At 60.6% G+C, this 23,473-nt stretch carries 21 protein-coding genes; 16 read left to right on the top strand and 5 right to left on the bottom strand.

The features are described 5' to 3' along the window. The first annotated feature begins 107 nt into the window (after window positions 1–107). The gene (locus DES53_RS22900; RefSeq protein ID WP_113960650.1) at window positions 108–914 is read left to right on the top strand and encodes an ABC transporter permease; all 807 of its coding nucleotides are present in this window, start codon (window positions 108–110) and stop codon (window positions 912–914) included. Window positions 915–998: 84 nt separating this feature from the next. Here DES53_RS22900 and DES53_RS22905 read toward each other — a convergent pair whose 3' ends face one another. Next, entirely contained in the window at window positions 999–2,075 is a 1,077-nt protein-coding gene (locus DES53_RS22905) for a sialidase family protein (protein WP_170157323.1), read from the bottom strand. A gap of 317 nt (window positions 2,076–2,392) precedes the next feature. On the opposite strand from DES53_RS22905, the gene DES53_RS22910 reads away from it, so the two are divergent. The 6 genes from DES53_RS22910 (at window position 2,393) to DES53_RS22935 (ending at window position 8,195) form a co-directional block, all read left to right on the top strand. Then, complete coding sequence (locus DES53_RS22910; protein ID WP_113960652.1) at window positions 2,393–3,424, top strand: L-threonylcarbamoyladenylate synthase; 1,032 nt, start codon at window positions 2,393–2,395, stop codon at window positions 3,422–3,424. 30 nt (window positions 3,425–3,454) lie between these two features. Next, window positions 3,455–5,119 (top strand): murein biosynthesis integral membrane protein MurJ, encoded by a 1,665-nt coding sequence (murJ, locus tag DES53_RS22915; protein WP_113960653.1) that lies wholly within the window; start codon window positions 3,455–3,457, stop codon window positions 5,117–5,119. Between the two features lie 100 nt (window positions 5,120–5,219). Continuing rightward, window positions 5,220–5,831 carry a hypothetical protein gene (locus DES53_RS22920; RefSeq protein WP_113960654.1) on the top strand — a complete coding sequence of 204 codons (612 nt, stop codon included), beginning with the start codon at window positions 5,220–5,222 and terminating at the stop codon, window positions 5,829–5,831. A 26-nt stretch (window positions 5,832–5,857) separates the two neighbouring features. After that, window positions 5,858–6,415: a type II secretion system protein gene (locus DES53_RS22925; RefSeq protein ID WP_147263564.1), complete on the top strand. Its 558-nt coding sequence runs from the start codon at window positions 5,858–5,860 to the stop codon at window positions 6,413–6,415. A 29-nt stretch (window positions 6,416–6,444) separates the two neighbouring features. Further along, complete coding sequence (locus DES53_RS22930) at window positions 6,445–7,353, top strand: ABC transporter ATP-binding protein (protein ID WP_113960656.1); 909 nt, start codon at window positions 6,445–6,447, stop codon at window positions 7,351–7,353. Then, window positions 7,350–8,195 (top strand): ABC transporter permease, encoded by an 846-nt coding sequence (locus tag DES53_RS22935; protein ID WP_113960657.1) that lies wholly within the window; start codon window positions 7,350–7,352, stop codon window positions 8,193–8,195. The genes DES53_RS22930 and DES53_RS22935 overlap by 4 nt, the downstream gene beginning before the upstream one ends. A gap of 6 nt (window positions 8,196–8,201) precedes the next feature. Here the strand turns inward: DES53_RS22935 and DES53_RS22940 are convergent, their stop codons facing one another. Continuing rightward, the gene (locus tag DES53_RS22940; protein WP_113960658.1) at window positions 8,202–10,454 is read right to left on the bottom strand and encodes a bifunctional alpha,alpha-trehalose-phosphate synthase (UDP-forming)/trehalose-phosphatase; all 2,253 of its coding nucleotides are present in this window, start codon (window positions 10,452–10,454) and stop codon (window positions 8,202–8,204) included. A 140-nt stretch (window positions 10,455–10,594) separates the two neighbouring features. Here DES53_RS22940 and panC point away from each other — a divergent pair, with 140 nt between their 5' ends. Beyond that, window positions 10,595–11,443 carry a pantoate--beta-alanine ligase gene (gene panC / locus DES53_RS22945; protein ID WP_113960659.1) on the top strand — a complete coding sequence of 283 codons (849 nt, stop codon included), beginning with the start codon at window positions 10,595–10,597 and terminating at the stop codon, window positions 11,441–11,443. Window positions 11,444–11,718: 275 nt separating this feature from the next. On the opposite strand, the gene DES53_RS22950 is transcribed toward panC, so the two are convergent. Continuing rightward, a complete protein-coding gene (locus DES53_RS22950) occupies window positions 11,719–12,153 on the bottom strand; it encodes an acyl-CoA thioesterase (RefSeq protein ID WP_211325649.1) in 435 nt (144 codons plus the stop codon). 85 nt (window positions 12,154–12,238) lie between these two features. Here DES53_RS22950 and DES53_RS22955 point away from each other — a divergent pair, with 85 nt between their 5' ends. The 3 genes from DES53_RS22955 to DES53_RS22965 all read left to right on the top strand — a co-directional run bounded on the left by DES53_RS22955 (window position 12,239) and on the right by DES53_RS22965 (window position 15,984). Next, entirely contained in the window at window positions 12,239–14,140 is a 1,902-nt protein-coding gene (locus DES53_RS22955; RefSeq protein WP_113960660.1) for a glycosyltransferase family 4 protein, read from the top strand. Further along, window positions 14,133–15,413, top strand: a complete 1,281-nt coding sequence (locus DES53_RS22960; RefSeq protein WP_113960661.1) for a glycosyltransferase family 2 protein — start codon at window positions 14,133–14,135, stop codon at window positions 15,411–15,413. Before DES53_RS22955 ends, DES53_RS22960 begins: the two co-directional genes overlap by 8 nt. Window positions 15,414–15,498: 85 nt before the next feature. Beyond that, window positions 15,499–15,984 (top strand): TM2 domain-containing protein, encoded by a 486-nt coding sequence (locus tag DES53_RS22965; RefSeq protein WP_211325650.1) that lies wholly within the window; start codon window positions 15,499–15,501, stop codon window positions 15,982–15,984. A gap of 21 nt (window positions 15,985–16,005) precedes the next feature. Here DES53_RS22965 and DES53_RS22970 read toward each other — a convergent pair whose 3' ends face one another. Both DES53_RS22970 and DES53_RS22975 read right to left on the bottom strand, forming a co-directional pair. Continuing rightward, entirely contained in the window at window positions 16,006–16,626 is a 621-nt protein-coding gene (locus tag DES53_RS22970) for a hypothetical protein (protein WP_113960662.1), read from the bottom strand. Window positions 16,627–16,832: 206 nt separating this feature from the next. Next, on the bottom strand, window positions 16,833–18,209 hold the full coding sequence (locus DES53_RS22975) for a hypothetical protein (RefSeq protein ID WP_113960663.1): 1,377 nt from the start codon (window positions 18,207–18,209) through the stop codon (window positions 16,833–16,835). 115 nt (window positions 18,210–18,324) lie between these two features. Here DES53_RS22975 and DES53_RS22980 point away from each other — a divergent pair, with 115 nt between their 5' ends. The 5 genes from DES53_RS22980 (at window position 18,325) to DES53_RS23000 (ending at window position 23,464) form a co-directional block, all read left to right on the top strand. Continuing rightward, window positions 18,325–19,104, top strand: a complete 780-nt coding sequence (locus DES53_RS22980; protein ID WP_113960664.1) for an RluA family pseudouridine synthase — start codon at window positions 18,325–18,327, stop codon at window positions 19,102–19,104. Between the two features lie 115 nt (window positions 19,105–19,219). Then, window positions 19,220–19,603, top strand: a complete 384-nt coding sequence (locus DES53_RS22985) for a response regulator transcription factor (RefSeq protein WP_113960665.1) — start codon at window positions 19,220–19,222, stop codon at window positions 19,601–19,603. Further along, window positions 19,600–20,928, top strand: a complete 1,329-nt coding sequence (locus DES53_RS22990; RefSeq protein ID WP_113960666.1) for a tetratricopeptide repeat protein — start codon at window positions 19,600–19,602, stop codon at window positions 20,926–20,928. The genes DES53_RS22985 and DES53_RS22990 overlap by 4 nt, the downstream gene beginning before the upstream one ends. Before the next feature lie 8 nt (window positions 20,929–20,936). Continuing rightward, entirely contained in the window at window positions 20,937–22,031 is a 1,095-nt protein-coding gene (locus tag DES53_RS22995) for a HEAT repeat domain-containing protein (protein ID WP_113960667.1), read from the top strand. Continuing rightward, window positions 22,031–23,464 (top strand): glycosyltransferase family 2 protein, encoded by a 1,434-nt coding sequence (locus tag DES53_RS23000; protein ID WP_113960668.1) that lies wholly within the window; start codon window positions 22,031–22,033, stop codon window positions 23,462–23,464. Before DES53_RS22995 ends, DES53_RS23000 begins: the two co-directional genes overlap by 1 nt. Window positions 23,465–23,473: the final 9 nt, after the last annotated feature.

Here is a 23,473-nt window from a genome sequence, read left to right on the forward strand (position 1 = left end):
ACATTACCATCGTCATCGCCGCTCCCCAACACCGGTGCACCTCAGGTCTGCTTACTGTTTACTGACTACTGCTTACTTCCGTTTTCGTCCCAGCACTTCCCACTCCGATGAACCCCCGCGTCATCTACGCTCTCGTCCTGCGCTACATATTCCTCTATGCGCGCACCCCCATGCGCTTGATTGAGCTCGTCTTCTGGCCGGTCGTCGATCTCATGGTGTGGGGAAACCTCACCATCTTCCTTCGAGAAAACTCGGACAAGGCCTTTGCGGATTATCTGCTTTTCCTCGTGGGTGGCATGATCCTCTGGGACGTGTTGTTTCGTGCACAGCAAGGTGTGGCCATCTCCTTTCTTGAGGACGTGTGGACACGCAATCTGCTGAACATCTTCGTCGCGCCTGTACGTGTGGTGGAGTATGTGGCGGCCACCTTCGCCATCGGCTTCCTCCGAATCTGCATCACCATGATCGTGCTCTGCGCACTGGCGGCGATCGCATACAACTTCAATATCTTCGTACGGCTGGAGTGGGCTTTGATCCCCTTCTTCGCCAACCTCCTCGTCTTCGGCTGGGCTTTGGGCATGATCTCCACTGCTCTCATCCTCCGCTGGGGCCAGGCCGTGGAATCCCTCGCTTGGGCCGTGCCCTTCTTCATCCAGCCCATTGTCGCAGTGTTCTACCCTGTGGCAAAACTCCCCGTGTGGCTGCAGCCCATCGCCTGGGCATTCCCCGCGACACATATCTTCGAAGGCATGCGTGCCGTGCTGGATCCCAAGACGCCCGAGTTTCCTTGGGGCCACATCGGCTGGGCCGTGCTTCTCAATGTCGTCTTCATGGCCATCGCTGGATACATCTTCGGCACCATGCTGATGCAGACGAAGAAGCGTGGTCTGCTCACGAAGTTTGCGACGCAGTAGCGCCATGCGTGAAAAGAGGGCGGACAAGAGTGTCCATGCTCCTTTCTTGCTGTCGCCACCGCGGTGTCTCGCGCAAGGATGGGACTACCGCACCAGCACAAAAGACCCACCGATCGCAGCCACACTGCAGAAGCTCCACACAGGGACGCTACCGGCGGTGACTGGTACGGATCTTGAGTTCAGTGTGAGATCCTGATCCACCATCTGCCACGCAAGTGTTCCTCCCTTGTTCCATCCAGTGCCTTCCGTCCAGGCGATGAGAAGGGAACCATCGCGTCCGGTCGCGAGCACGGGATGCTTGCGTTGTGAAGGTCCCTGCATGGCAACGGTGACCTTGCCGGGCTGGTTGTTGGTAGCACCGAAACGTCCCAACACGATTTGCCCTTCGCGTTCCCAGGCGCCTACCACAGCGCCGCCTTGCACCTCCACCAAGCTCATGCTGCTCATGGGGCATCCATGGATCCTCCATGGATCCACTTCGGCATAGGAGAAGGTCTTGCCACCATCGCCAGAGATGAGTGTGGCGATGTTGCGGCTCTTCCCGGCGTCGAAGGCATTGCGAAACAGCACATGCACATTCCCGCCGCGCGTGGCGAGCGCCTGCATCGAGCAGCAGGCGCAGACACCGGTGCCTTCGGGAGAGATAGTTCGTTCGTCGTCAAAATTCGCGCCGTCATCCGTGGAACTTCGAATGAAGATGCGGCGCGAGACTTCACCTTCTCTGCCGCCTTCTCGACCTGCATGCCAGAAGACATGCACCTTACCGTTCGGATCCGCGGCCACCGCTCCACCGCCATCCATGGGCCAGTCGCCGGAAACGATGCGTTGCGGCTCGAAGGTCTTTCCCCCATCGGTTGACCGCGTGTAGTACAGGGGCATGGGTTCCGCTTTGCCGCCTGTCTCTTTGTACCCATTCCAAATGACATGCAGGTAGCCATCACGTCCCATTGCATACTGCGCCCCGCGAATCGTGCCTGCTGCGACCGCACTGTGGGGGATGCTGTTCACCTTCACCGGCGCGCTCCAGGTCTTGTCCGCCTGCCGTGTGGCATGGAAGAGGTTTCCACCTTTCGCACCGCCTGCGTACCACAGGAGATGTAGCACCCCTTTGCCATCCACCAGCGCGCGGGGTTGGATGCCTTGCTCGGGGGTGGTGAGCATTTCGACTCGGTCGGAGTCAGCGAACAGGGCTCCGGGGATCAGGAGCGATAGGAGAAGCGCTACGCCGGGGGTGTACATCAATCTCTTAAACCGTACACGAAGGCAAAACATTGCAATGAGGGACCATTGCGAAATGGCGCATTCCAGAAGCGGCAACCTGTAAGGAACGCTTACAAGTTCGAACGGTGACGACCGGCGGGGCGGATCTGCATTTCCATCCCCCATTTGACTCCCTCGCCCCCGTAGCGCACTGTCCGCGCCCGCGTGTGGTGGATTTTTCGTCTCCATTCCCTGCCACCCGCCCACGCTTAGGCACCATGAACACCCGTATCCTTCACACCGACGAGCCCCAAGCCTATGTCCAGGCCGTGGCGGAGGCGGTGAACCTGCTCCAGGCCGGTGAAGTGGTGGCCCTGCCCACGGAGACGGTGTACGGATTGGCCGCTGATGCGTTGAACGCCAACGCGGTAGCGAAGATTTTTGAAGTGAAGGAGCGTCCGTCCTTCGACCCGCTCATCGTGCACCTGCCGCACAAGAAGGACTTGGAAGACGTGGCGGACGTGCCGGAGGACATCCTGCCTGTGGTGAAGAAGCTGGCCGAAAAATTCTGGCCGGGCCCGCTGACGATGATCCTCCCCAAGAAGGCCTGCGTGCCGGACATCGTGACCTCAGGCATGCCCACGGTCGCCGTGCGGGCCAGCATGAACCGCGTGTTCAACAAGGTCGCGCGCACCTTTGACCGCCCCCTCGCCGCGCCCAGCGCGAACAAATTTGGCTCCATCTCCCCCACCTCCGCCGCGGCGGTAAAGGCAGAACTGGATGGCCGCATCCCCCTCATCCTTGATGACGGCGCCTCGCTCCACGGGGTGGAGAGTACCATCATCAAGATCGAAGCCTCATCGCCCAAGCCGCGCATCATCATCATGCGCCCGGGCCCCATCACTCAGGACGACCTGAAGTCCTATGGCGTGGTGGTACTGCTGAAGAACCTGAAGCAGGAGAACAAGCCCGAGGCCCCCGGCCTGCTGGAGAGCCACTACGCGCCGCGCACCCCACTGCGCCTGCTGGAGTCGCCGGAAGATTTCATTCCCGAAGAAGGCAAGACCTACGCCCTGCTGAGCTATCGCGGTGATGCCGATGACGGTTACGCAGACCTCACCGACTGGAAGGGCGTGCACGTCCTGAGCCCAGGCAAAGGCAAGCTCGTGGAGGCCGCTGTGCGCCTCTTCTACGCGCTACGCGAGCTCGACAAGGTGGGGGCGGACGAAATCATTGCCGAACCCGTACCCACCCAGGGGGTGGGTCTTGCCGTGATGGACCGCCTGCGGCGCGCGTCTGCGAAACGGTGAATCGAGTAGAGCCATTGCCAAAGCCCTTGCATGAGCGACGACACGAAGGAAGAGCCCACGAAGAAGGAAGTCGCCCAGGCCAGTGCCGGTGCTGAAGGACGCGTCAATACGAAGGCCTTCGGCATTGTCACCATCGCCATCTTCAGCAGCCGCATCCTCGGCCTCGTGCGTGAGATGCTGCTCGCAGCGCTTTTCGCCGGGGAGAACCGCAAGTGGCTGGACTGCTTCAACCAGGCCTTCCGCACCCCGAATCTGTTGCGCGATCTCTTTGCGGAAGGCGCGCTCTCAACCGCCTTTGTCACCACCTTCTCGAAGAAGATGCAATCGGAGGGCGATGAGTCCGCTTGGCAGCTCGCGCGGAAGATGCTCACGCTCGCGGCGGTTTTCATGTCGATCATCTCGGTGTTCGGCGTGCTGCTGGCGCCGTTCATCATCCGCCTGCTGAGCCCGGGATGGATCACGGAAACGCCTGAGAAGATCGAGTACACGGTCCGTCTCGCGCAGATCATGTATCCCTTCATCCTGCTGGTGTCGCTGGCAGCGCTGGTAATGGCCATGCTGAATGCGAAGCGCGTCTTCGGCATGCCGGCCGTGTCGTCCACGTTCTTCAACATCGGCTCCATGGTCGTGGGTGGTCTCGTGGGTTGGTGGATCGACCCGACGTTCGGCAAGGATGCGCTGATCGGTTTCGCCGTGGGCACACTCGCGGGCGGCTTGCTGCAGCTGCTCGTGCAGCTGCCCTCCCTGCGGAAAGTGGGCTTCAAATTTCGCCCTGACTTTGGCTGGAAGGACAGTGGTGTGAGCAAGGTGCTGAGCCTTATGTGGCCGGCCGTACTCTCAGGCAGCGCGGTGCAGATCAATGTGATGCTCAGCAGCATCTTCGCCTCCTGCCTGGTCATCAAGGACGGCCCGGTGACCTGGCTCGGTCAGGCGTTCCGCCTCGTACAGCTCCCGCTCGGACTCTTTGGCGTGGCGGTGGCCACGGTCACCGTACCCGCCATGTCGCGCTTGGCGACGGAGGGTGTGACCCCCGCCTTCAGGCACATGCTCGGACGCGGGTTGAAGCTGGTATTCCTCATGACCCTGCCCGCCGCCGTGGGCCTGGCGATCCTCGCGGAGCCCATCATCTCCCTGATTTTCCAGCGTGGCCGCTACACGGCGTATGACACCCACATGGCTGCCATCGCCCTGCAGAGCTATGCGTGGGGTCTCGTCTTCTTCTCCAGCATCAAGGTCATCCAGCCTGCTTTCTACGCGATCGAGAGGCGCTTTGTGCCGCTGGTGGTGAGTCTTGTGGCGGTGGCGGTGAGTGCGACCATGAACACCATCACCGTCTTCTGGCTGAAGCTGGGTCACGAGTGGCTGGCGCTTTCCACCAGTGTGTCCGCATTTGTGAACTTCGCCCTGCTTTTCTATGCCATGCGCAAGGTGGCCGGCGACCTGGACAGCAAGGGCCTCGCCATCAATGCGGGCAAGCTGCTCGTTTCTGTGATCTGCATGGCTGCGGTGTGCTGGATTTGCAACGCAACCCTGCTGGCGCACTTCACGGAAAAGGCGCTGGTTCTCCGCATTCTTTTCCTTTGTGTAACCATCGGGGGGGCGGCCGCCGTCTACTTCGGCATGAACGCATTGCTGAAAAATGAGGAAGTGGCGGAATTTGGCACGATTCTGAGGCGTAAGCTCGGGCGCAAGTGAACCAAAAAGCCCGGGTGAAACACGGTGCTAGGTGGTCCTGACCACGCCGTGGTATTCTGTGCTGAGCGGTGCTTGCGTTCTCCTTCTTCTCTCCCCTGCCATGAACAGCAGAGTCCTCCTTGTTGCCCTCGGAGCCCTTGTGGCCATCTGGGGAGCTGTGGCTGGCATCATGAGCCTCACGGAAAAGCACACCACCACTCCGGAGAAAGTGCTCAGCGCCATCGGCAAGGTGCCCTGGATGCTGGATGAGAATGCCGAGCTCAGCGACGCCCAGCGTAGGGAGCAGCTGGACAAGATCATCGTGGAGGTCAACCTGCTGGACTTCGACCAGCGCCGCCGCATGCGGGAGGAGGATCGCGACCAGGAGCAGTGGCGCGCCTTCATGGAGTCCCTGTCTGAAGAAGAGCGGGGCTACTTCATGAAGGAGACCGTGGAGCAGCACTTCAAGAGCGTGATGAAAGCCTTCAATCAGATGTCGCGCGAAGAGCGTCAGCGCGTCGTGGATCAGGCGCGCAAGGACATGCAGCGCAACCAGGTCGACGGGCAGAACATGGAGCGTCTGCAGGAGCGGGACGAGAAGGTCTTCCAGCAGATGGTGGACAAGGGCCTGAGCGCTTATTACGAAGAGGCCAGCGCGGAGACGAAGATGGATCTCGCGCCGCTCATGGAGGAAATGCAACAGCGCATCAACGGCATGCCCCGCCGGCGCTAGTGACGATCAACCCGGACCTCATTGTCATGAACTCCACCCCACCTCGCCCGAGCAGGCCACGCGGCCGGGGGCAGGCGTTTACCCTCATTGAGCTTCTGGTCACCATCTGCATCATCGCGGTGCTGGTGTCGATCGCGATTCCCGCCACGAACCGGGTGGTGCACAGCGCGCGTGCGTCCAAGTGCATGGGCCATCTCCGTGGCATTGGCAACGGATTGCAGATATACCTGGCGGACCACAACAATGTGATGCCCACCCTGGTGATCGCACGTGAAAGCAAGGACAGCGACGAGGATGCCATCGACAACACGCTGCATGAGTACGTCGAGGATCCAGATGCCTTCCGCTGTCCGGCGGACAACAAGCACTTCTTTGAGCAGACGGGTACCAGCTACATCTGGAACAACCTCCTCAACGGCCAGCATATCTCAGGCATGAGCATGATGGGCATCATCCGGGATGGCTCGCGCATCCCGGTGATCAGCGACAAGGAGAACTTTCACAAGTATCGCGAGGTGGAGGTGAACATCCTGTATGCGGATGGGCACGTGGCGCGGGAGATTCAGTTCGTCGTGGACGAATAAGCGAGAGAGCGAGTGACGAACGGCTTCCGATGATATCCGCCAATTCCCTCACCAAATACTTCACCCGCAGTCGCGCCGCGCTGTCGGATGTGAGCTTCTCTGTGAATGAGGGCGAAATATGTGGTTTGCTGGGGCACAACGGTGCGGGCAAGAGCACGGTACTGGGCATTATGCTCGGCATGGTGCGCCCGGATGCCGGCGAGGTGATTATCGCCGGACACAGCGTGCAGAAGGAACGCGCGCAAGCCCTGCGGCAGATTGGCGCCATCTTTGAGACGCCCTGCTTCTATGAGTACATGACTGGCTGGCGCAATCTGAAGACCCTTTGCGCCTTCAGCGGCTGGTGGGATGAAGCGCAGGTGAAGCGCACCCTGGACATGGTGCGCCTGACGGATCGCATCCACTCGAAGGTCCGCACCTATAGCCATGGCATGCGGCAGCGATTGGCGCTCGCGCAGGCACTGCTTCCCATGCCGAAGGTGTTGCTGCTCGATGAACCGACCAATGGCCTGGATCCGGAAGGCATCCACGAGTTTCGCGAGACCGTGCTCCGGCTGCGCAAGGAGCATGGGCTCACCATCCTGTTGAATTCCCATCTTCTCGCAGAAGTCGAGATGATGTGTGATCGCTGCATCATCCTGCGGGAGGGACAAAAGGTGCACGAAGATGTGGTGAAGCCGACCGGAGAGACTCGCGTCGAGTTCGAGCTCAAGACCCAGGACGTGGAAGCTGCGCAGCATGTGGCGCGGGACATGGGACTCGCGCTGCCTCCTGATGGTTTGATTGCGCTGAATGATGGACTCACAGGACCCGAAGTCCTGAGCCGCTTCGTGAAGGCGGGTGTCCGTATCGACTCGTGGCGTCCGCATCGCCGCACCCTGGAAGACATCTATCTGGAACTCAGCAGCAGAACTCCCCAAGGCAACGTCAAGTCATGAGACTGTTCTTCACCCAATGGGGCGCCGAGGTGCGCAAGATGTTGGAGCGCAAGCGGACGTACATCGGCTTTGGAGCCTTTGTAGTCATGGAGCTGGTCATCTACTGGCTGCTGCAGGGAAAGACGGTCGGAACGATGATTCGCCGCGGCATCGTGCGGCAGGGAGAGTCTGCGGAGTATTACTACTCTGCCTACACACTGGGCATGATCGTTCTGGCGTTGAGCCTGCTGCTCGCGGCCGTGTTCATTGCGCTGGTGGCTGGGGACGTGGTGGCGAAGGAGAGTGAGGACGGCAACCTGCGCATGGTGCTCGCCCGCCCCATCAGCCGGCTGCGACTGTTGTTCATCAAGTTCCTGAGCTGTGCCGTGTTTTCCGTGGTGCTGGTGCAGTTCCTGGTGTGGAGCGTCTTGCTCACGGGCATTGCGCTGCGCGGCTTCGGTGGAGGCATGATTTTTGGCATTCCCGAGGACAACGTGGTGATGATGTATGATGGACCTGAAGCGTTGCAAAGGTACGCCATGGGCAGCGTGGGCATCGCCATGAGCATGGTGGGCGTGGGCAGTCTGGCCTTCATGCTCTCCTGCTTTCGCATCAAGCCCGTGGCTGCCACCATCTCAGCCGTGGCTTATCTCCTGGTGGATTGGATTCTCTACCAGACCCGCCTCCTGGATGACTATCGACCCTGGATGCTCACCCACTACATGAGCACGTGGCGCTTCCTCTTCCTCGAGAATATCCCCTGGGTCCGCATCGTGAGGAATTATTCGATCCTTTGCGGAGCGAGCTTTTCCTTGTTTGTGGTGGGCGCTGCGGTGTTTGAGAGTCGGGATTTGAAGTCGTGAGGCTAGTCATGGGCTGCCGGAAACAACAGCCAGCCCCTTCGTGGAGACGACAGGGCGGTTGGTCGGTGTACTGGAAACCAGCGAGGTCAGAAACTCACGCACCGCTGCGGGATCCGCGAGACGGAAGGGTGCGCGACTGAGTCTCGCACCCACATGAATGCCGATGCCCTGCCCGGTGAGATTGGCGAACATGTCTTCATCCGTGGTGTCGTCACCGATCGCGACCAGGCAGGTTTCCGCATCAAGGCTGGACTCCAGGCGCGAGAGGATGAGACCCTTGTGCACGCCCATCTGCCGTAGCTCCACAATCTTGCTTCCTCGAAGAACTTCGACCGCGTGATTGCGGAAGAGCTCGGCGAGATGCAGCCGCAGCTCCCGCTCCTGCATGCTGGCGAAGACTGGTTCACAGCGACGGAAATGCCAGCAAAGCGAGGCGGTTTTCTCCTCCACCAAGGCGCCGGGAGTCCGCGCGGCAAACTCTTCCATGATCGCCCGGGCCTTCTCACGCCAGCCTTCGGCGATCTTTGCTGCCGGTACCCATTCCGTGGAACCACGGGCGCGACTCCAGAAGCCGTGTTCCGCGTGAATCGCGAGCTTCAGATGTCCCAGCCACTTCTCCAGCGTGTGTCGATCGCGTCCGCTGGCCACGTGCACTTCAGTACCGGGCCTGCGAGTGAGCTTCTGCAGCAACTCGAGCAGGGCTGGGTCTGGAACGGCCAGCTCCGGCGTGGGTGCGAAAGGCACCAGCGTCCCATCGTAGTCGAGCACCAGCACGAGCTTTTCGGCCTGGCGGATGTGTTGCAGTACTTCAGGTGTCATCGAAGTGGTGCGATGCCACGCGGCATTCTCCGTCGTCACCAGGGTGAGTGCCTGATCGAATTGCCGCACCCATTCATGCACCGTCCAGTCTCGCACACGCTTGCGCAGCCGTTGCATGCGGAAGCGTCGCTCCGGCTCATCCATGGTCAGCGCGCGATGCATGGCATCGGCCAGCTCGTCTTCGTTGTAAGGGTTTACAATGATGGCCTCCCCCATCTCCCATGCGGCGCCGGCGAATTCACTGAGCACCAGCACCCCATCATCATCATGGCGGCAGGCGACGAATTCTTTCGCCACGAGATTCATGCCGTCACGCAGGGGCGTCACGAGCATGACATCGGCTGCGCGGTAGAGGCCCAGCAGTTCATGTCCGTCCAGTCCACGATAGAGATATTGTACCGGCGACCAGCTGATGGTGGAGAAGCGTCCATTCACGCGTCCCACGAGTTCATCGATCTGCTTGCGCAGCTGTTTGTACGCTTCCACGCCTGCACGTGAGGGCACGGCAGCCTGGATGAACTTGAACTTGCCGGCGAGTTCCGGATGCTTTTCCAGCAAATGCTCGATCGCAAGCACGCGGCGCTTGAGCCCCTTGGTGTAGTCAAGTCGATCGACGCCTACGAGGATCTTGCAGCCCGGATGATGGTGGCGGATCTCCTCGGCCTTGGCAGTCACCTCGGGATGCGCCGAGGCCGTTTCGAAATGCTCGGTATCGATGCTGATGGGGAACGCGCCAATGCGCACCAGTCTTCCGTCGTGAGTGACCGTATCCACATTGCTCTCGAGCCCGAGAATGCGCAGAAGGCAGGAGGAAAACTGGCGGGCGTAGGAGAAGGTGTGGAAGCCGATGAGATCTGCGCCAAGCAAGCCCTGCAGGATCTCGCGTCTCCAGGGAAGGATGCGGAACACTCCCGAAGCGGGAAACGGAATATGCAGGAAGAAGCCGATGGATGCTTGTGGCAATCTCTTCCGCAGCATCCCGGGCACGAGGCAGAGCTGGTAGTCCTGCACCCAGATGCGATCGCCGGGTTTGTAGACCGCCACTACGGCCTCGGCGAATTTTTCGTTCACCTCGCGGTACGCCTCCCAGTCACGTCCTGCATCAGAACGCACCGTATCCAGCAGGTAGTGGAAGAGCGGCCATAGCACGCCGTTGGAGAAACCTTCGTAGAAGCGCTCGACTTGCTTTGCTGCGAGATAGACGGGCACCATTCCTGCCTTCTCCAGCCCGTCTTCCAACTGCTCGCGCGCCTTGCGCATGAGCGCCCCTGTTTCACCGGGCCAGCCGATCCACGTCGCGTTGTCCTCGCCAAACACCTGCTTGAGCGCGGTTGCAAGACCTCCCGTGGAAGCCTTGAGTTCGAGGTTTCCATTCTCCACCACCGCTGTGATGGGCAGGCGGTTGGACACGATCAGGTATCGGCTTGTTACATCTCCCATTAATAAAGGATCGAAAGCCGAGGGCTTCTTACGACTACTTTTTGATCTCTTAAGGGGAATGCCTAGTTTCTGGGAGATGAGTTCGAACTGGAAATAATTCCCTTCTCAACCAGTTGAGCGTAAAGAGCAGAGACCACTCCATGCACGTCTTCCACACCGTCACCGACTTCCGTCAATGGCACGCCCAGTCCGCAGGCAGGCCTCTTGTCATCGTCCCCACCATGGGAGCCCTTCATGAAGGTCATCTCGATTTGATGCGTGAGGCGCGGACGCTTGCCGGAGACGGCGGCAGCGTGGCGGTGAGCATCTTCGTGAATCCGCTGCAATTCGGACCGAAGGAAGACTTTGCCAAGTACCCTCGCGAGCTGGAGGCAGACTCGGCCAAGTGCGCCAGCGTGGGTGTGGATGCCATCTTCGCGCCGAGTGCAGAGGAAGTGTATGCGCCGGATCGATCCGTGATTGTTCTGGAGACGAAGCTCAGCAAGGTGCTCTGCGGTGCGAGTCGCCCCGGCCATTTCGATGGCGTGTGCACCGTGGTGCTGAAGCTCTTCAACATCATGCAGCCGGACATCTCGGTGTTCGGGAAGAAGGACTACCAGCAGCTGGCCATCATCAAGCGCATGGTGCGTGATTTGAATGTGCCGGTAGAGATTGTGGGAAGCGAAACCGTGCGCGAAGCAGACGGCTTGGCGATGAGTTCGCGGAATCGTTATCTCAGCGCGGACGAGCGATCCCAAGCGACCGCGCTTCGCGCGGGTTTGCTGAAAGCAAAGGAAGCGTGGCAGTCGGGAGAGAAAGGCGGTGAGAAGCTGAAGCGGCTCTACTTGGAGGTGCTGAAGGAACGTGCTCCCCTCTCACGCGTGGATTACATCGAATGCACGGATGCGGATACGCTGGAGCCCGCCGAGGAAGTGGGCAGCAATGGCCTGATGGCCACGGCGGTGTTCTTTGGAGCCACGCGGTTGATTGACAACATTGAGCTGAAGTAGCTTGGTGGTCCGCCCACTCCGTGTGCGGTCAGGCGTCGTCGCTGGGTGATGCAAGTTTCTCCATCACCCTCCGCATGAACGAAGCGACTGTCCCGCAGGGAGCGGCACTAGCCTAGTGCCGGTGGTCAGCAAATCTGGGTGCGGAGCCTTCTTTCCGAAGTTCTAAGGACGCTTCCAAGCTCCTAGCGTGGCTACGCTGCACATGACGGCACTAGGCTAGTGCCGCTCCCTGCGAGTCGTTGTCTCCCGTGCAAGGGAGTGGTGTGCTGAGGAGTTCACCCCTTCGCCTTCACCGCGGCGAGGTGCGCAAAGCGCTCTGCCCAGTCCTCCGGCAGGCGCATGGGTTTGCCCTGAGGCATTTGCACCAGAGCAAGGGCTTGGCGGCAGGTGATGAGCACAGTGCTGTCCACGACCCGCTTCATCACGAAGCTGCACCAGAAGCGCACACGCTCGACGCTCTCCAGCTTGCCTTCAATCACCAGTTCATCCCCGAGAACGGCGGGCTTCTTGTAGTCGATTTCCGTGCGGATCACCACGGGGAAGAGCTGGGTCTGCGCCATGTCCCGCAGCTTCATGCCCAGCAGGGCCGCCAGGCGGGTGCGGTTGGTCTCGATCATGCGCAGGTAGGCCAGGTTGTGCACGACACCGCCGCAGTCGGTGTCGAAGAACATGACCTCTTCGCGGGTTTCCAGGTAGGGGGTCTCGGGCATGGGTGGCTAGCAAAGAGCATGGAAGGAGGCCCTTGTGCAAATTCATTCGCCGCTGCCCCTCCCCTGTGCTCTATGCTTCCTGTCCATGCCCCGCCCTCGCCTGGCCTACCTTTACAGCCGCTACCCCGTGGTCTCGCAGACTTTTTGCGACTCGGAAATGCTCGCGCTCGAAGGCATGGGCTTTGATCTGGAGGTATTCTCTTTGAACCCTCCCCCGGACTCCTTCCGGCATGAGCGCCTCGATCGACTGCGTGCCGAGATCCACTATCCCGCCCCGGAAGAAGCGCGGAACGCACAGGTGAAGCAGCCAGAGTTCGAGACCCAGCTCGGGGCTCTCATCAAGGACCACGACCAGCGCTACGGGAAGTCCTTCAAATCCCGCACCCGCGCCCGCAATGCGTGGCACTTCGCTCCGAGGCTCCGTGCCTTGGGGGTGAAACACGTGCATGTGCACTTCGCCAACCGTGCCACGCACTCCGCGCTCTTCCTGAAGAAGCTCGGCTTCACCTTCAGCTTCACCGCACATGCCCAGGACTTCATGGTCGATCTGGGCAGCGATGATCTCCTGCGCGAAATGGTGCGTGAAGCGGAGTTCGTGGTGGCCGTGAGTGATTTCTCACGCAGCTTGCTCTGCCAGACCTGCCCGGGAAATGAGGCCAAGATCCTGCGCATCTACAATGGCATTGAGTTGGATGACTTCCCGGTGGCGCAGCCCGCAGCGAGCGGTTCGTCACTGCGTCTGGTGAGCGTGGGTCGCCTGATTGAGTTCAAGGGTTTCCAGCATCTCATTCCTTCCATGACGCTGCTGAAGCAAAGAGGTGTGAATGCAGAGCTGCACATCATCGGTGAAGGCCCCGCACGCACGGAGCTTGAAGGTCTGATCACAGATGCAGGCCTGCAGCAGGAGGTGAAGCTTCTGGGAGTACGCAGCCAGGAGCAGATCAAACGCGAACTGGCGGAAGCCCATGCCTTCGTGTTGCCCAGCATCGTCGACTCCAAGGGCGCGTCCGATATTCTTCCCACCGTGATCACCGAGGCCATGGCATGTCACCTGCCCGTGGTGAGCACCACGGTGGCAGGCATTCCGGAGATGGTGCGCCATGGTGAAACGGGCTTGCTCGTGGAGCCCAAGGATGAAGCGGGCATGGCCGAGGCGCTGATGCAGCTCGCTGCACAACCGGAACTTCGTGTCCGGATGGGTGCAGCGGGGCGCAAGCATGCAGACATGCTCTTCGCCCTTTCTGTTACTGCCGGCGCCTTGGGAGAGAACTTCAACAAGGTGGCGCAATCATCATCGCAACGCGTGGAAGCGCCGATCGTCTATGTGATGGATGACGCCGATGCCGAAGCGTCCGCACTGCACTCCATTGCGAACGAAGAGCGGCTGCGCATCATCGCCGGCGGCATTGCAGGAGCTGCCGCTGAGCTTTCCCCAGCGTTGCTCAACAAGCTCGAATGGATTCCTGATGCCGTGGTGCTGGAGAGCCTGTGGCTGCGTCGCACCGCCTGGCGTCATCAGATTGAAAAGCTGCGCACAGCACTGGGAGACGCCCTCGATGGAGAAGAGTTTTACCGCCAGGCCCGCCGTGCTGTGTGGTATGCTGAGTCGTTGCCCAAGCGCGGCGCCAAGGTTGTGCATGCCTACCGTTCAGATGCCGTGGTGTGTGTGTGGCTGGTGAAGAAACTCACCGGCCTGCGCACGACCGCCGCCATTGAGGATGCACCCAGCCTCAGCCGCGCAGCGCTTGCAAAGCTCATTCTAGATTTTGATCTCGTGAGCGTCTCAGATGAGAAGCTGTGCGCCGCTCTTCCCCGGGGTGTGGAAGACACCCTGAAACTGCAGAAGCCCCCGACCCATCGCAAGCTCAACCTGGGACCGCTGAAGTTGAAGGTGCGTAACACGGCTCCGGTGGAAGATCGGAGCGTCATGGAGCGCGCCTGGTTGGAGAAGTTGATCTCGCTATCGCAAAAACCATTGCATGCCTGAACGCGTTGCCATCGTCATTCCCTGCTACAACCACGCCCGCTATGTGGGCGAGGCTCTGGAGTCCGTCCTGGCGCAGACACGGAAGCCGGATCGCATTCTTGTGATTGATGATGGTTCGAAGGACAACTCCGTTGAAGTGCTGCGCTCCTTCGAGAAGCGTGGTGTGGAAGTGGGCGCTCGGGAGAATCGCGGCGCCCATAACACCATCAACGAGCTGGTGGCGAAGGCCGCGACGGATTGTGATTTCATCGGCATCCTCAACTCGGATGATCGCTACCTTCCGGATCGCGTGGCGAAGTGCCTGCTAAGCGCACAGGAGCATCCAGGCAAGGCAGTGTTCTCCACGAAGTTGCGTGTGATCGATGGTGACGGCGCCCTGATGCCAGAGGATGCGCCGCGCTCACGGTGGTTCCATGGTGCCTGGACACTTGGCGCGCAGGAGGGCGTCGACATTTCCGAATGGCTGGGTCAGGCGAACTTCATTGCGACCACGACCAATGTCTTCGCGCGCGCGTCCTACCTGCATGCAAATCCCATGCGGGATTATCGCTTCATCCATGATTACTTTTTCCTCTCCACCGCTGCGCTGGAGAACCAGATCCAGATCGTGCCGGAAGTGCTGCTGGAGTATCGCGTGCATGGCAGCAACACGATTGCGACCAAGCCCGAGCCCCTCATCAAGGAGATGATCCGGCTGCAGTTGGACTTCTACAAGCATCACGCCGCCAGGTTGCAGAGCAATGCGCAGTTCCGTGAGCGCTTCTACCGCTACGTGCGCAGCACGTGGGATAGCATCAGCAGCCTGCATGCAGGGCTGGTGCAGGTCGCGCTGGCCCAGTTGGCCGCAAAGACAAATGATGCAGAACTGGAAGAGATCGCGGCCCTCCTGACGGGACCGGAAATGGAGGTCTTCCCAAACAAGGAACTGACCACCTCCTTGGGAGCTTCTTCCGCTTCAGGTGGCATTGCCGCAGGCGCAGGTGCGCTGGCCCAGCGCGTGACGGAACTGAAGCAGACCGTGACCCGGGAGAAGGCAGAGCGTGAAACGCTCGCTGCGCTCGCGAGGCTGAGACAATCATTGCTCTCCAGCAAATGGATCCAACTCGGGCTTGCTCTAGGATTCGCAAAATCGCTGCGGACCAGCAAGGGCAAGACGCCTCAGGAAAAACTGAACTCACTGCGAAAGGCATGCCGTCAGAGTGGCTGGCTTGGCTTCGGTGCGAAGGTGGGTTCGAAGGTGTGCCGCGAATTGCGACAGCTGGATGAGAAATAGCGAACGTGCCATGGTGGGTGGTCACGCGATTGCGCGGAGATTCTTGAGGTTGCCATCGTGAAGCGCGTGCGCTAAAAGACGGTCCATGAAAGGCACCTTGCAGGACTTTTCCGTGGCAGAAAATCGTGGATGGATTGCAGCGGACGATGGCAATCGTTACTCATTCCAGGGACCGGAGTGGAAGGGCAGTGGACTTCCCATGGCGGGCAATCGCGTGAACTTCGAGCTTTTTGGCGATGCTGCGATCTCGGTGGTGCCTGAACTGGCACCGGCGTTGGCATCACCACAGCAAGTCGGAGTGCCCACAGCCACGGGCAACAAAGTGGACAAGACCACCGTGGGCATCTGTGGCATCCTGCTCGGCTCCTTGGGTATTCACAAGTTCCTGCTCGGCTTCCAGACGGAGGGCATCATCATGCTCGCCATCAGCCTCGGCGCCGGCGCAATCACTTGCGGCGGCGCCAGCGTGGTCATGGGTATCATCGGGATCATCGAAGGCATCATCTACCTCACGATGACCCAGGAGGAGTTCGACCGCGTCTACGTCCAGGGAAAGAAGAAGTGGTTCTAGCCTGACCGGCTGGCAGCCTGCTCAGGATGCCAGCACCGCCACATTGGAGATGCGGTTGCGAATCACGTCCGCGCACTTTTGCAGCGCGAGCGTGATGGCCTTGCGATCCGTCTTGCGGTTCTTGTTATCTCCTCCCCTGCCCGTAGACTGCAGCAGCGCGACTTTTTGATTCAGGATGAGTTCTTCCAGCAACTTGTAGCTCTCATACACGCGCGGCTCGAAGAACGGCTCGCCTTTTGCGAGGCATTCCGTGAGCTTGAGCTGCGCGCCGATGAAGCGCTTCTGTGTTTCGTCGGCCGGAGGCATCATGAAAGCCTCGTCAGGGAACACCTTCGCGTGCGCTGCCACCACTTCGTGGGCGATTCCATGGATCTCCTGGTAGATGCGGAACTCCGCCTCAAACTGAACGCGGGAAACAGAAGGCCCCTTGTCCGCTGCCGGCTGCTTCGGTTTTTCTGATTCCTTCGAGATTTGTTCCTGCTGGCCTTTCAAGGACTCCACCACTGCGAGGAGCTTGTCGATTTCCTGCTTTTGAGTGAGCAGGGCTTCGTCCATCTTTTTCCATGGACCGTAGTTTTCAATGAGCCACCAGATGAACGCCGATGTGACGATGCCGGTGACGAGCGAGCTGATCCAGAACATAGAGCGTGAGAGTCCTCTGGGTGTGTGTTGATGGAGGAGCTATAAATTTCATACATACAGGGAGAAAGTCTGACTAAATATTTACTCAAGTTCGCGGGCATCGTCAGTCCATGCTGACTATCAGGGACCTGGCTGGCCCGCCGTGACATGGGGATTTTGCCTCGGTTCCACGGCATATGCCGACGCAGCCCCAATGGACGTGCCACCTACTGCAGTCTTGGCAGAGGCTGCCCCGGAGCGTTTGCACTGACGTTTCCGCGTTCCACCACCAGCGTCCGGCTGGCCATGGCCACATCGGTGAACCAGACCTTCACGGCGGCCACGCCACGGCGCATGGGGCTCTCGGAAAAGTTCTGGATGCCGAGATGGTCGCCCACTTCGTCCACACAGTGGCGGTAGCGGGGTGACAGCAGGAAGGCGGCACGCGGACGGCCCTGCAGGTCACTGCGGGTAATCGTTGGGTGCAGCAGACCACGCGTGACTCCATCCAGTGGCTGGTCCAGAGCCACTTCGCGAGCGGGGAGAATCAACCAGGAGCGATGGTGGAAGACGTGCATGCCCAGCGCATTCACCTTGAGCTTGCCGTAGGTGCGCACCGGCAGGCCATGGCTCTTGCGGGCGGTGAAGCAGCGCACGCCTTCTTTGAGATCCCCCGACTCTGCCTTGCGGAAGAACAGGAGGTCCCAGCCGAAGATCGTGCCGAACACCGTGAAGCGGAATGCCCAGCCCGACAGGTACGCGGCGAGCCCGATGATGGGCAGGCAGACCACCAGGCCAAGCAGCGGATGAATGAGTGACGCGCCCGTGACCAGCAGCAGCAGACAGAGCTTGGAAAACTTCAGCGCCGCATCCACCAGCCTGAAGGGTGAAAGGGCGATGAGCACATTGATGGCGTGTGACGACAGCCACACCACCAGAAAGCTGACAATCATCACCGGCGTGTAGATGGCGACACGGACCCAGGGAATCTCCAGGAAAGCCAGCTGTGGCGTCGCGGTGGCAAGGCCCAGTTCCGCAGGAGTCACCATGCTGGTCGCGGGGTCTTGCACCGGGATGGCGTTTACCTGCGCCATGGCGAGCGCCACCAGCGGCACGAAGGCAGTGCTGGCCACGAGCGCACTCAGCTTGTCCTCGAAGAGTTCGGCGAAATCCAGCGGCTTCTTCACCAGGGTCGGTGTGGCAGCGCCGAACACATCCTTCAGCAGCACGAGCGCCACGAGGCCGAGACCCATTCCCCATGCCCAGGGGTTGCAGTACCATGGGAGCAGATGGCGCTGATGCGCCGGTGTCTGGATGTACTTCCACGCACCCACGGCGCTCACTCCGAGCAACGGGCTGATGGCGGTACCTGTCACCTGACTGATGCCTTCAGAAAGGGCGATTCCCGGCAGGCGTGGATCCGCTTTGATTTTCTGCATGTCCGCATCCGTGATCACGGCGGAGGCAGGCGGTGCCGGTGCTGGCGTGGCAGCTTTGGCCACCTCAGAAGGAGGAGTGGCCTTGGGATCTTTCGACGTCGCTTCCGCAGCGTGCGAGAGGCCGCATGCCAGTGACAGGAACAGGATGACCCGAAGCAGCATCATGGCAAAAACAGGGGTTGGTACAGGGAAAGCGTGACACACCCCGGCGGGATTTCGAGGAAAATCGGACTGCAGGCTCCGGATGCACCGCGCGCAGGCTCCGCTACAGTGGGCACAAATGCCTCAGCCGCTGGCCGCCGCCTACCATTTCACCGTTCTGGAGGAAACGGATGACTGGCTCGTGGTGAACAAGCCGGCACCGCTGCAGATCCACCCGAGCAAACCTGCGGACGCTGGCCTGACTTTGTGGGATGGACTGAGGGAGTTGCTGCGGTATGAGCTGGTGAATGGTGGGCAGGTATCCATCATCAATCGCCTTGATCGGGAGACCAGCGGCGTGGTGCTGGTGGCCAAGACGAGCCGCGCCGCACGGGAGATGGGCAAGGCGATGATGCGCCGCCAGATGCACAAGACGTACCTCGCGATTGTCCACGGCTGGCCGGAGTGGGAGCAGGTGGAAGTGGATGAGCCCATCCTACGCCAGGGTGAAGTGATGGAATCCCGTGTCTGGGTGAAACAGCGCGTGCATCCCCAGGGGGCACCCTGTCGCACGGGTTTTCAGGTGATGAGACGGTTCGAGAAACGATTGGCGGACCGGGGTGTGGAGAGATTTGCCCTCGTACAGGCAGAGCCCCACACCGGGCGCATGCACCAGATCCGTGTGCACCTTCAGTTTACAGGGCATCCCATTGTCGGGGACAAGCTCTACGGGGTGGACGAAGGCTGCTACCTCGAGTTCATGGAGACGAACTGGACGCCCTCACTGGAGAGCCGGCTGCTGCTCCCCCGGCAGGCACTGCATTCCCAGGTGTTGAGTGTCAGAACCCCCGAATTGGAACAGACGTGGACCGCCCCGCTGACGGAGGATTTGGAGCGCTTCATGGCGGAGGGACGCTGAAGACCCGCTCAGAGAGCCCGAATTCGCGTGCCAAAGGGCCTTGGACCCTCATTCTGAATACAATTTCAGTCCCCTTTTTGGTTCAGAATTATGAAAATTATGGTAAAGTGCGCACGTGAAACTCCCCCTCGTATTACTTGCTGACGATGATGTGCTTCTGCACCGCGTTCTGGCTTTTAAGGCGATCCAGCAAAACTGGAGGCTCGTGTCGGCGTTTGATGGCGCAGAGTGTTTGCGCCTGGCGCTTGTGGAGCGACCCTCCCTGATCATCCTCGATGGAATGATGCCTGTGCTGGATGGCTTTGCGACCTTGCGTGAATTGCGCCGTAATCCAGAGACCTCCGCCGTCCCTGTTCTCATGCTCTCCGCCCGCAATCGCGAGACGGATGTGGTGGGTGCCCTGGACGAAGGAGCCAATGACTATCTGACCAAGCCCTTCAGCCCTGCGGAACTGTTGGCGAGGGTGAGCCGCATCCTGGCGGGAGGAGTCGCTGCATGACGCGGCAGGGGCTGGCAGTTACCTCGCTGGCATCATGGCTGGCCGTGGCCTGCTGCGCGTCGGCCGTGGCCGGAGTGTATGAAAATGGTCTGGCGGCGAAGCAGGCCGGCAGGGTTGAAGAAGCCACTTCGCTTCTGGGGAAAGCCGTTGCCGCCCAGCCGCGCAACGCGGAGGCGTGGTTCAACTATGGCACCGTGCTTGGCTGGCAGGGGAAAAATGACGAAGCATTGGCGGCCATTCGCAAGGGTCTGGCAATCGCGCCGAAGGACTATGACCTTCGCGTGGCAGAGGCCCGTGTGATGGCATGGAAGTCAGACTATGCCGCTGCGGATCAGCGCCTCGACGAACTGGATGCTGAGTTCCCCAAGAATGAAGAAGTGCTGGTCATGCGTGGCCGCGTCGCGACCTGGCGTGGCGATCCCAAGGAAGCCCGCCGTTACTATGAAGAGGTGCTGTCCGTGAACCCGAGGCAGGTGGACGCGCTCACCGGCCTGGGCGATCTGGAGTATGATCGTTCCAAGTTCAAGCAGGCACGTGAACTCTACGCGCGTGCTCTGGAGGTGGATCCTTCGCCCGATATTCAGAAGCGCATTGATCGCATCGACAACCAGACAAAGTGGCGTGCGGATTTCGGAGTGACAGGCAGCACGTTCGAGCGTGGCGAGCGCGATAACTGGTGGAGCACGTTCTTTGCGATCTCCACCAAGATTGAGTCCTGGGGCATCTGGGCGCGCTGGGAATACGGCGAGCGCTTCGAGGTGCGGGACAATCTTTTCGAGTTTGGCGCCGCGGGGCCTCTGGTGTCCGGTGTGCAGGCTTCCGTCTTCGGCGGGTTCTCACCTGAAGGAAACTACAGCGCGAACGCCTATGTCGAAGGCGCACTGCGCTGGCGTCTCTACAAGCAGTTGGGTGCGGTTGGCAGCGGCACACTCCTGACGGAGTCACGTTGGGCCGACTATGAAGCGGCGCAGGTGGATACCTATCGCCTGGGCTGGGAGCAGGCGATCAAGAATGGATGGACCGTGAGCGCCTCATGGATCCGCCTGCACTATGACACGGGCGAAGACACGGATGGATGGCTCGCCTTCATCATGTGGGAACCGAAGGAACGCTGGATGATTCGCCTTGGCGGCGGGCAGTCGGTGGAGTCTCTTACCAATCAAACCATCCAGCAGGATCAGAGCCTGGAATCCTGGACGGTCTTTCTGGGCATGGTCATGCCGGTGTCTGAGAACTGGCACGTGCGCATCGATGCCGAGCGCGAAGACGTGAAGGACTCCGTCGTGCGCTATGGCATGGCGCTCAGCATGGGCTGTCTCTTTTGAAGAATGACATGATGCAACACTTGATGGAACCAGCACTGCTTATCCTCATCGTCATTTCCCTGGCGCTGGCCGCCGCGGCAGTGCTGCTGTGGCTGGGCCTGCTGCTCTATCGCGTGATGGACAATCGCCAGCGCCGCAAGCGGGAACAGACTGCGGATCGCTGGCTCTCCCTGCTGCTGCCGGCACTGGAGGGCGGGCAAAGTCTCAACGCTCTGCCACGTTTGCGTGGACGTCTGGAGACAGAGGCTGTGCTGGGCCTGCTGCGCGATCTGGCGGAGCGCTTCCGTGGCCAGTATCGCGACAACCTTCATGCCGTGCTCAAGCACATCGGCGCGGAAGAGTATGGATTCCGCCTGCTCAAGAAATCCTCGGAAAACTTCCGCATGCGGGGTTGTGCACTGCTGGCATGGATGGCCCCAAGCGCACGGGTGGATGAGAAGCTGGCGGTGCTCTTGCGTGATCCACGTCCCGGTGTGCGGCTGGAGGCGGCGCATGCCCTGGCTGCGCGGAGCACACCGGGCATCTCCCTGCAGACCATCATGACGTCCCTGCGCGGTACTGAGGCCATGCGTTCGGATCGTACGCGGGACATCATTCGCCTCATGGCGCCGGGTCAGAGCCCCGCGCTGGGCTGGCTGCTTCAGAGTGCGGTGGATGCCCGGGAAAAGGCCTTGCTGCTGGACGGCCTCGCGGTGGCTGGTGACTTCATGTATGCCACGCAGGCGGCGACTTATCTTTCAGACGCCTCCGCAAAGGTGCGTGCCGCTGCGGTGGATGCCCTCGAGCGACTTGCGGATCCCCTGCACATCGATGCGGTGGGCGTGCTGGCGAGGGATCCAGACCCCCGCGTGCGCCTGTCTGTGGCGCATTACGCGCGGACCATGCATGGCGACAATACCGCGACCACGGTGCTGGAGTTTCTTGCAATGGATCGGCATTTCGAAGTGCGCCGTACCGCGGTGCACGCCCTCGCTGTGTGGCGTGGTCGCTCGTGGGATCATCTCACGGCGCTCGCACGTCAGGATCCGCTGCTGGAATCCATCATGCGCGAGGCCACGCAATCCAACCCGCCGATGACCGCGGCAACCCTGGTGCCTGCCTGATGAATGCGGAATGGCTGGATGATGTCTGGTTTCACCGCGCCGTATGGATCACGGCGACGGTGATCCTGTGTCTCCAGCTCGCGCAGAACATCGTGTATCTTGTGCAGTTGGCGAAGGCTTTGCCGGAATTCCTCCGCGCCCGAAGCCGTGCCTCGCGCCTGCGCGAATGGTGGCTGCTCACTTCAGAGGCCACGCCGCCGATGACGCTGCTGGTGCCCGCGTACAATGAGGAGGCCACCATCGTGGAAAGCCTGCGCTCCACGCTCACGCTGCGGTATCCGGAGTATGAGATCATCGTGGTGAACGATGGATCCAAGGACAAGACGCTCGACCGTCTGATCGAAGCATTTGCCTTGCAGCCGGTGCATCGCGCACTGGCAGGCCGTACCGCGTATCAGCCGGTGCGTGGCATCTATGCCTGCGCCGCGCTGCCCAACCTGCTCGTGGTCGACAAACAAAACGGCGGCAAGGCCGATGCGCTCAATGCAGCTATCGATCTCGCCACCCATCCGTACGTGTGTGCCGTGGATGCCGATTCACTCCTGGACTCGGATGCGCTGCTGCGCGCGGTGCGGCCCTTCGTCGATGCGCCGGACACCACGCTGGCCGTTGGCGGCACCATCCGTGTGGTGAATGGCTGCCAGGTGCGCGCAGGCCAGGTGCTGGAAGTGCGGCCGCCGAAACACTGGCTCGAGCTCTTCCAGGCCGTGGAGTATCTTCGAGCCTTTCTGCTCGCGCGCATGGCATGGACGCGCAACCAATCCGTGACGATCATCTCCGGAGCGTTTGGCATTTTCCGCCGTGATGTCCTCCTGGAACTCGGCGGCTATGCCCATGGCACGGTCGGTGAAGACATGGAGCTCGTGGTCCGCCTGCATCGGTGGGCAGGCGATACAGACTCACCAGCCGAAGTATGGCATGTGCCGGATCCCGTGTGCTGGACGGAAGTGCCCGACTCGATCAAGGTCCTTTCCCGTCAACGCACGCGCTGGCAGCGCGGTCTTTGTGAGACACTCTGGAAGCATCGAGGCATGCTGGGGCGGAAACGCTACGGCTCAGCGGGCATGTATGCGCTGCCGTCCTTCCTGTTGTTTGATGTTGTCAGTCCTCTGCTCGAACTCCTGGGACTGGTGATGGTGCCGCTTTGTGCTTTGGCGGGCATCCTCAGTGTGGAGTTCTTCATCGCTTACTGCGCCGTGGTGTTTGGATTCGGGTTGTGTCTCAGTCTTGGTGCGATGATCCTGGCAGAGTTCTCGTTGCAGCATCATCGCAGGGTGCGGGATCTCCTTTGGATGGGTGTGGGCGCCATCATGGAAAACTTCGGTTACCGCCAGCTCAACAGTTGGTGGCGGGTGCAGGGCATCTGGCAGTTCCTCCGCAAGAAGCAGGGTTGGGGCGCAATGACGCGGAAGGGATTCACGAAGGCGGCGTAGAGCTGCCTG

Source organism: Roseimicrobium gellanilyticum (genome assembly GCF_003315205.1).
Taxonomy (GTDB): domain Bacteria; phylum Verrucomicrobiota; class Verrucomicrobiia; order Verrucomicrobiales; family Verrucomicrobiaceae; genus Roseimicrobium; species Roseimicrobium gellanilyticum.

Coding starts and splice junctions, on each gene's coding strand:
- DES53_RS22900 (WP_113960650.1), top strand. CDS start 108: ATGAACCCCCGCGTCATCTACGCTCTCGTCCTGCGCTACATATTCCTC.
- DES53_RS22905 (WP_170157323.1), bottom strand. CDS start 2,075: ATGCTCACCACCCCCGAGCAAGGCATCCAACCCCGCGCGCTGGTGGAT.
- DES53_RS22910 (WP_113960652.1), top strand. CDS start 2,393: ATGAACACCCGTATCCTTCACACCGACGAGCCCCAAGCCTATGTCCAG.
- murJ (WP_113960653.1), top strand. CDS start 3,455: ATGAGCGACGACACGAAGGAAGAGCCCACGAAGAAGGAAGTCGCCCAG.
- DES53_RS22920 (WP_113960654.1), top strand. CDS start 5,220: ATGAACAGCAGAGTCCTCCTTGTTGCCCTCGGAGCCCTTGTGGCCATC.
- DES53_RS22925 (WP_147263564.1), top strand. CDS start 5,858: ATGAACTCCACCCCACCTCGCCCGAGCAGGCCACGCGGCCGGGGGCAG.
- DES53_RS22930 (WP_113960656.1), top strand. CDS start 6,445: ATGATATCCGCCAATTCCCTCACCAAATACTTCACCCGCAGTCGCGCC.
- DES53_RS22935 (WP_113960657.1), top strand. CDS start 7,350: ATGAGACTGTTCTTCACCCAATGGGGCGCCGAGGTGCGCAAGATGTTG.
- DES53_RS22940 (WP_113960658.1), bottom strand. CDS start 10,454: ATGGGAGATGTAACAAGCCGATACCTGATCGTGTCCAACCGCCTGCCC.
- panC (WP_113960659.1), top strand. CDS start 10,595: ATGCACGTCTTCCACACCGTCACCGACTTCCGTCAATGGCACGCCCAG.
- DES53_RS22950 (WP_211325649.1), bottom strand. CDS start 12,153: ATGCCCGAGACCCCCTACCTGGAAACCCGCGAAGAGGTCATGTTCTTC.
- DES53_RS22955 (WP_113960660.1), top strand. CDS start 12,239: ATGCCCCGCCCTCGCCTGGCCTACCTTTACAGCCGCTACCCCGTGGTC.
- DES53_RS22960 (WP_113960661.1), top strand. CDS start 14,133: ATGCCTGAACGCGTTGCCATCGTCATTCCCTGCTACAACCACGCCCGC.
- DES53_RS22965 (WP_211325650.1), top strand. CDS start 15,499: ATGAAAGGCACCTTGCAGGACTTTTCCGTGGCAGAAAATCGTGGATGG.
- DES53_RS22970 (WP_113960662.1), bottom strand. CDS start 16,626: ATGTTCTGGATCAGCTCGCTCGTCACCGGCATCGTCACATCGGCGTTC.
- DES53_RS22975 (WP_113960663.1), bottom strand. CDS start 18,209: ATGATGCTGCTTCGGGTCATCCTGTTCCTGTCACTGGCATGCGGCCTC.
- DES53_RS22980 (WP_113960664.1), top strand. CDS start 18,325: ATGCCTCAGCCGCTGGCCGCCGCCTACCATTTCACCGTTCTGGAGGAA.
- DES53_RS22990 (WP_113960666.1), top strand. CDS start 19,600: ATGACGCGGCAGGGGCTGGCAGTTACCTCGCTGGCATCATGGCTGGCC.
- DES53_RS22995 (WP_113960667.1), top strand. CDS start 20,937: ATGATGCAACACTTGATGGAACCAGCACTGCTTATCCTCATCGTCATT.
- DES53_RS23000 (WP_113960668.1), top strand. CDS start 22,031: ATGAATGCGGAATGGCTGGATGATGTCTGGTTTCACCGCGCCGTATGG.